Genomic DNA, 7,664 nt, shown 5'->3' with positions numbered 1-7,664 from the left:
TCAGCGGACCATGCGGTCCGATGACACATCCGGTATTAGCCCCGATTTCTCGTGGTTATCCCAGACCTATGGGCAGGTTCTTTACGTGTTACTCACCCGTCCGCCGCTCATTCCACCGTCGTCCCCCCGAAGGGTTCGGAACGGCTTCCTGCGCTCGACTTGCATGTATTAGGCACGCCGCCAGCGTTCGTCCTGAGCCAGGATCAAACTCTCCAAAGAATTTGATATAGCTCTTAAATTGACGAAGCTTGCGCTTCATTCAAAAATTGTAAAACTTATTTTTGCCTCATCGTTCAGTTTTCAAAGTTCGTCTGCCGCTCTTGGCGACTCTTAAAATAATACAAGTCATCGACACAGTTGTCAACCACTTTTTTATTTCTTTTCCGCTGCCATCAGCGGCAACGTTTATTACTTTACCGTACACTTCTCATTAACGCAAGGGTTTTATTAAAGTTTTTCCGAAAAAGTTTTTTATTTATATGTTCTATCCTGTTTAACGGCTTCCTTATGCGTTTCTAGACTGACAAACATAAAAAAGCCAGCTCATACCCACGTATGATCTGGCCCTTCAATTGATTATTGTTGGTGACGCATCGTTGGGAAAAGAAGAACATCGCGGATTGAAGGCGCGTCCGTCAATAACATGACGAGGCGGTCAATCCCGATTCCAAGTCCACCTGTTGGTGGCATACCATATTCAAGTGCCTCAAGGAAATCATTATCGAGTTCATGTGCCTCATCGTTACCCGCTTCTTTTTCAAGCAACTGCGCTTCAAAACGTTCACGTTGGTCGATTGGATCGTTCAACTCTGTAAAAGCGTTCGCATGTTCACGACGAACGATGAATAACTCAAAACGATCTGTGAAACGTGAATCCGTTTCATTCTTCTTCGCCAATGGCGACACTTCAACAGGGTGTCCTGTGACAAATGTCGGTTGAAGCAACGTATCTTCAACTTTTTGCTCGAAGAATTCATTCACGATATGACCAAACGTCATATGATCTTGTACTTCTACACCGTGTTCTTTTGCAAGTGCACGTGCTTCATCATCGGACATTTGTTGCCAGAAGTCGACACCTGTTTCTTCTTTAACGAGGTCGACCATGTGTGCACGTTTCCAACCGATACCAAGATGGATCGTATCTTCACCGTATTGTACATCCGTTGTACCGAGTACTTCTTTCGCCACGTGTGCGACTAATTCTTCTGTCAAATCCATGATATCGTTGTAATCCGCATACGCCTCATACAATTCGATCATCGTGAATTCAGGGTTGTGTCGCGTAGAGATTCCTTCGTTACGGAAGACACGCCCGATTTCATACACACGCTCTAATCCACCGACAATCAAACGTTTCAAATGGAGTTCGATTGCGATACGCATGTAAAGTTCCATATCTAATGCATTATGATGCGTTAAGAACGGACGTGCTGCTGCTCCGCCGGCAATCGTGTGTAGCATCGGTGTTTCCACTTCTAGATATCCTTTTTGGTTTAAAAAGTTACGAATCTCTGAAATGATGCGGCTACGCAAAATGAAGGTCTGACGCGAATCTTGATTTGTGATCAAATCGAGATAGCGTTGGCGATAGCGTTGTTCCACATCTTTTAACCCATGATATTTGTCCGGAAGCGGACGAAGCGCCTTCGTTAATAATTCAAACTCTTCTACGTGAATTGAGAGCTCACCCACATTGGTTTTAAAGAGCTTCCCTTTCACACCGACGATGTCACCAAGGTCTGAAGACTTGAACAAGTCAAACGGCTCATCCCCGACATCGTTTTTCCGGACGTAAATTTGAATTTGACCTGTCACATCTTGAATGTGGGCAAAGAATACTTTTCCTTTCCCACGCTTCGTCATGATGCGTCCAGCCAATGTGACTTCTACGTCCTGTTCAGCCAAAGCCTCTTTTTCAATCGATTCATACTGCTCGTGTAATTCACCTGCGTGCGCAGAACGATCAAAGCGGTGACCGAACGGGTCAAGACCGCGCTCACGCATATCGGTCATCTTCTCAAAACGAACCTGCATTTGATCATTCATTTCTAACTCGTGGCTCACTATTCCATTCACTCCTCTATCCATATTGGGTTTCTCTCTAACAAAAAACTGTCGACCCGTTGGCCAACAGCACAGCCGAAGCCGTTCATTCGTTGTGGTGCACTTTTTCGCCAAACAAGCTTACCATAAATTAGTTCTTTTCACTAGTTCACACTTCTGACAGTTGTCGTTCGAGTTGATCGACAAATCCGTAAAGGACCGCCGCGAACGCCTCACGTGATTCTGTTTCATTAATTCGTTTACGGATCGGACCACTGCCCTTGAGTCCTTTCAAATACCAGGCCGCGTGTTGACGCATTTCGCGTACAGCTGTCAGTTCACCTTTAATCGCACTCAATCGATCGAGATGGAGCATACAGATATCGATTTTCTCACGAGCTTGCGGTTCCGGCGGAAGTTCTCCCGTTTCAAGGTACTGGATTGTTTGATAAAGCATCCATGGATTCCCAAGTGCTGCGCGTCCAATCATGACGGCATCCACACCGTACTGGTCAATCACACGTTTCGCGTCCTGCGGGGTCGCGATATCTCCGTTCCCGATAATTGGTACGGTCGCCACTTTCTTCGCCTCGCCAATCCAGTCCCAATTTGCGGTTCCTTCATATTGTTGGGCCCGCGTGCGTCCGTGAATGGCGATGGCCGCCGCCCCACCCGTCTGAGCCGCTTTGACGTTATCCAAAATAAAGATATGATCGTCATCCCAGCCAAGGCGCATTTTCACCGTGACTGGTTTTTCGACTACCTTGGTGACGGCATTGACCATCTCATACACTTTATCCGGGTCGAGTAACCATTTTGCTCCGGCGTCACACTTGGTTACTTTCGGTACGGGACAACCCATGTTGATATCAATGATATCCGCATTTGTGTTTTGATCGACGTATTGTGCGGCTTTGACGAGTGTATCTTTAGAGCCTCCAAAGATTTGTAAACTGAGTGGTTTCTCCCGTTCATCGACATATAGCATACGCATTGTTCGGGTGTTTTCAAGCAAAATCCCTTTATCGCTGACCATCTCCGCACATACGAGTCCCGCTCCGAACTCTTTCGCAATCAAGCGAAAAGCCGGGTTGGTCACGCCTGCCATCGGTGCAAGAACTGCGCGGTTTTTAATATCTATGTTTCCAATCTTAAAGCCAGTCAAGACAACACATCCTTCATTTCACCAAATTCATTAATAACTGCAATCGAACGACATCTTGACGGTCTACTTCCGGTAACGCGTCAAGCCAAGAAGTCACCGTTCTTCCTTTTACAACCAGTTCCGGCGCAATTTCCGTTAACGGGGCGAGCACAAACGCACGCTCATGCATACGTGGGTGCGGAACCGTCAAGTGTTCTGATTGAATATCTTCCCCATTATAAAAGAGGATGTCAAGGTCGATTGTACGTGGTCCGTTCTTAAACAGGCGCTTTCGACCTAGCTCTCGCTCAATTTGTTGAAGGGTTTCTAGCAGTCCGGCCGCTGACTGCGAACTCTCTACCTCGACCACCATATTATAAAACGACGGTTGCTCCGTGTAACCGACAGGAGCCGTCTCATAGACCGATGACTGCTTTGTGACTTTGAGACTCGCTCTTTCCATCTCATCGATTGCAGCAGACAATTGCGCAGCCCGCTCCCCAATGTTCGCTCCTAATGCGATATAAATCATGGTGTCCGTCTCCTTGTCATCTCAATTGCCACCGAGTCGTAATGTCCTGGAATCGGCGGGTCCGGCTTGATGACTTTCACCGTCACACTTTGAATCAACTCGTGATGAGCCAAAACAGCTGAAGTAATCCGTTCTCCAAGTGCTTCAAGTAAATTGACCGGGTCACCCGTCACAATCTCTTCTGTCAGTTGATATAAGCCGGCATAACTGACCCCTTCATTCAAATCATCGGAACGCCCCGCAGGTGCAAGGTCCAACTCACACATTAAATCCACGTGAAACCTTTGACCGAGACGATTTTCTTCTTCAAACACACCATGATAACCGTAAAAACGCATTCCGTTCACAAAAATTTTATCCATGTCCATCCCCCCCAATCATCGCATCCATCATTTTCGCTGCGCGGGCATTCTCTTTCACATCATGTACTCGTACCCATGAGCATCCCTTCATAATCCCGAGACAGGTTGTCGCAATCGTCCCTTCTACTCGCTCTTCTGTCGGTAAATCGAGCGTGTGCCCGATAAATGATTTACGGGACGTACCGAGTAGCACTGGATAACCAAGACGAGTGATTGCATCGAGATGATTCATGAGTTCTAGATTTTGTGCCACGTCTTTCGCGAATCCGATGCCCGGGTCTAACCAAATGTGTTCATTCCTTACACCTGATTCGTGAGCAATCCTAATCGATTCCTGTAAATCACTGACCACATCCTCAATGAAACGGTTATATTCCCGCTTTTTCCGATTATGCATAAGAATGATGGGCACACCATATTCAACGGCGACACGCGCCATCGATTGGTCTCCCCATTTAGAACCCCACACATCATTGATGATTGTTGCTCCCGCCTCTAATGCCGCTCTCGCCACCGTTGGCTTATACGAATCAATCGAGATGGGCACATCAATCTCTTCTGTTAACCTCTTGATGATTGGAACGACACGTTCAATCTCTTCTTCTTCGGATACGAGTTCAGCGCCCGGTCTCGTCGACTCACCACCGACGTCAATCGCATCGGCACCTTCTTGTACGAGCTGATTCGCGTGACGTACGGCTTCCTCGATTGCCGTATATCGCCCTCCATCCGAAAAGGAGTCCGGGGTCACGTTTAAAATTCCCATGATTTTCGTCATACTTCCGCCTCCTATCCAAGTGAACGAATAAGTTCCGTCCACGCTTCTTTAAATCGCACCCCGTCTTTACCGGGGAAGGAGTGATCTCCGTACTGAGTCACCGGGGCAATTTGTTGAATCGAGTTCGTCATCCAGATTTCTTTCGCTACAGATAATTCTTCAAACGTCACGGATTGTTCGACTACAGAGAAATGTTCCATCACCCATTTCCGCGTCACACCTGCGAGCGGTCCGCTCGAGAGTGGTGTCGTGTATAACACATCATCCGGTCCAACCCAAAAGATGTTCGACACGAGTCCTTCCACCACGTGTCCATTTTCGTCAGCAAATAGACCTTCCGCATCCGGATTTTGGAGAGCCCGTTTTCCGAGGATATTGTTCATATAATGATGCGACTTTAATCGAAACGCCACTTCAGGACGACTTCTCGGGAAAGGGATTGGTTCCACTTGTTTCTCCTGTGGAACAACTTCTGTAGGTAACGGTTTTGCGATCATTGTGACGTTCGGTGTTTCATAGCGCCCGGCATACAGACCGAGGGGCGCGACACCTGCCGAAACATTTAACCGAATATATAAATTAGGCGCATCATTTTGCCGACACAGTCGTTGAATCGCTGTCTCAATTTCTGCTTTCGTATACGGAAAATCAATCCATAACGCTTCCATGCTCTTATTCAGACGCTCCCAATGTGCATCGAACAAAAACGGCACAAAATTATAGGTCCGTAACGTTTCAAATAAGCCCATTCCATACAAGAAACCATGATCTTCAACCGGAATCAACACCTTCTCTTGCTCGACTACATCGCCGTTATGCCAATACAACATGACGATACTCCTCGATAAAGTTTCGAATCATCTCTTTCCCATGCTCAGTCAAAATCGCTTCAGGATGATATTGCACCCCTTCAATCGGAAGCGTTCGGTGACGGAGCGCCATGATTTCTCCAGTCTCCGTCTCCGCAGTGACCGCTAGACATTCCGGTAGAGTCGAATGCTCCACGGCCAATGAGTGATAACGGGTCACGATTGTCTGTTGAGGAATGTCTTTGAAAATCGATTTTCCGTCATGTTGAATCTTCGACGTTTTCCCGTGCATGAGTCGCTCCGCATGAACGACTTCTCCGCCGAACGCTTGCGCAATCGCTTGATGACCGAGACAGACACCTAAAATCGGAATACGGCCCGCGAACGCTTGGATTGCCTCTACGCTGATCCCTGCCTCATTCGGAGTACAAGGTCCTGGAGAAATGACAAGATAGCTTGGGGAAAGCACCTCGATTTCTTGAATCGATACTTCATCGTTTCGATACACGATTAGTTCCTGACCAAGTTCACCGAAATACTGCACCAAGTTATACGTAAATGAGTCATAGTTATCGATCAGTACAATCATGTCGTTTCCTCCGCCATTTGCTTCGCCGTCCATAGCGCCTTCGCTTTGGACAGTGACTCTTCATATTCTGAGACCGGGTCCGAATCGATGACGATCCCCGCTCCTGCTTGAACGTATGCGATTCCATCTTTCACGACCATCGTCCGAATCGTGATATTGAAGACGAGGTCGTCATTCCAACTTAACCAACCATACGAGCCGGTGTAGAGTCCCCGGCGAACCGGTTCGAGTTCTTCAATGATTTCCATCGTTCGAATTTTAGGCGCTCCTGTAATCGTGCCACCTGGGAACATCGCTGCCAACGCTTCGGCTCCAGAAATCTCATCACGAATAGTGCCACGTACGTTCGAAACGATATGTTGCACGTGTGAATATTTTTCAATCACCATCAATTCATCCACATGAACGCTACCGTACGCCGCAACTTTCCCGAGGTCGTTCCGCTCCAAGTCAACGAGCATGACATGTTCTGCTCGCTCCTTTTCATTTTCAAGTAGCGTGTTCGCCAATTCCAAATCTTCCGCATCATCTTTCCCACGCGGACGCGTACCCGCGATCGGACGCGTCGAAATGTCAGATTGGTGTTTCTCAAGCAACAACTCTGGTGACGCGGAGACCATTGTCAATGCGTCGTCCACAAAATACCCCATGTATGGAGAGGGATTCATTCGACGGAGAGTATCGTACACCCGACGTGGGTCAGCGAGAAGCGGTTCTGATTGACGAACACTCAAGTTCACTTGAAACACATCACCTTCCACGATATATGACTGAATCTGTTTGACAGCTTCGACGAACTCATCCTGAGACATGGAGCGCGATCGCTCTACAGGGAGATGTTCCGTCGGTTTGAACGCATAATGCGACTCGACGTTCCACATGGCTGCCCACCGATCCACTTTGCGCTCCACATCACGTTCTGCTGTGACCATTAAGTAAAGGGTCGACGACTCTTCGTCGAACACAGCCACTTCGTCAAATAGAAGAAACGAGACGTCTGGCGTCGATAAATCATCTGCCGCTTGGTTAGGGAGACGTTCAATGGTCCGAGCCACATCATAACTGACATAACCGATCATACCACCGAAAAATGGAGGGGTCCCTTCTGGACGTTCAGCCTCAAACCGCTTCCGAACTTCACTGGCCAATTCGAGCGGTTCCCCGTACATCGTTTCAGTCATATTTCCGATTTGAAGGAGACCGACGCCGTCTTTTACATAGAAGCGACCGAACGGTTCAATTCCTGCAATCGTATACCGCCCTGCCCTCCCGCTTTCTAGCCATGCATGGTACGGTTGATTCGCTGTCAATGTCATGTATGTTTCATACATTTTTTCTTTCGTCATCCGCTTCGTTCTGAACGCTGTCGATCTCACATGTCATTCCTCCGTCTATTCATTCATG

General features: G+C 47.7%; 8 protein-coding genes. All 8 read right to left on the bottom strand.

Annotation, left to right across the window (positions count from 1 at the left end; genetic code table 11):
* Positions 1-576 precede the first annotated feature (576 nt).
* The 8 genes from lysS to P400_RS0102945 all read right to left on the bottom strand — a co-directional run bounded on the left by lysS (position 577) and on the right by P400_RS0102945 (position 7,636).
* Positions 577-2,067 (bottom strand): lysine--tRNA ligase, encoded by a 1,491-nt coding sequence (gene lysS / locus P400_RS0102980; protein ID WP_026824802.1) that lies wholly within the window; start codon positions 2,065-2,067, stop codon positions 577-579.
* A 148-nt stretch (positions 2,068-2,215) separates the two neighbouring features.
* Positions 2,216-3,154, bottom strand: coding sequence for a tRNA dihydrouridine synthase DusB (gene dusB / locus P400_RS0102975; RefSeq protein ID WP_051546003.1), 939 nt, complete (start codon positions 3,152-3,154; stop codon positions 2,216-2,218).
* Between the two features lie 70 nt (positions 3,155-3,224).
* Positions 3,225-3,722: a 2-amino-4-hydroxy-6-hydroxymethyldihydropteridine diphosphokinase gene (gene folK, locus P400_RS0102970; protein ID WP_026824800.1), complete on the bottom strand. Its 498-nt coding sequence runs from the start codon at positions 3,720-3,722 to the stop codon at positions 3,225-3,227.
* Positions 3,719-4,084 carry a dihydroneopterin aldolase gene (gene folB / locus P400_RS0102965; RefSeq protein ID WP_026824799.1) on the bottom strand — a complete coding sequence of 122 codons (366 nt, stop codon included), beginning with the start codon at positions 4,082-4,084 and terminating at the stop codon, positions 3,719-3,721. The genes folK and folB overlap by 4 nt, the downstream gene beginning before the upstream one ends.
* The gene (folP, locus tag P400_RS0102960; protein WP_026824798.1) at positions 4,077-4,862 is read right to left on the bottom strand and encodes a dihydropteroate synthase; all 786 of its coding nucleotides are present in this window, start codon (positions 4,860-4,862) and stop codon (positions 4,077-4,079) included. The genes folB and folP overlap by 8 nt, the downstream gene beginning before the upstream one ends.
* 11 nt (positions 4,863-4,873) lie before the next feature.
* Positions 4,874-5,692, bottom strand: coding sequence for an aminotransferase class IV (locus P400_RS0102955; protein ID WP_026824797.1), 819 nt, complete (start codon positions 5,690-5,692; stop codon positions 4,874-4,876).
* A complete protein-coding gene (gene pabA, locus P400_RS0102950) occupies positions 5,676-6,260 on the bottom strand; it encodes an aminodeoxychorismate/anthranilate synthase component II (RefSeq protein WP_026824796.1) in 585 nt (194 codons plus the stop codon). Before pabA ends, P400_RS0102955 begins: the two co-directional genes overlap by 17 nt.
* Entirely contained in the window at positions 6,257-7,636 is a 1,380-nt protein-coding gene (locus P400_RS0102945) for an anthranilate synthase component I family protein (RefSeq protein WP_026824795.1), read from the bottom strand. Before P400_RS0102945 ends, pabA begins: the two co-directional genes overlap by 4 nt.
* Positions 7,637-7,664: the final 28 nt, after the last annotated feature.

The organism is Exiguobacterium marinum DSM 16307 (assembly GCF_000620845.1).
GTDB classification, from domain to species: domain Bacteria; phylum Bacillota; class Bacilli; order Exiguobacteriales; family Exiguobacteriaceae; genus Exiguobacterium; species Exiguobacterium marinum.
This window is presented reverse-complemented; position numbering and strand designations above follow the sequence as displayed.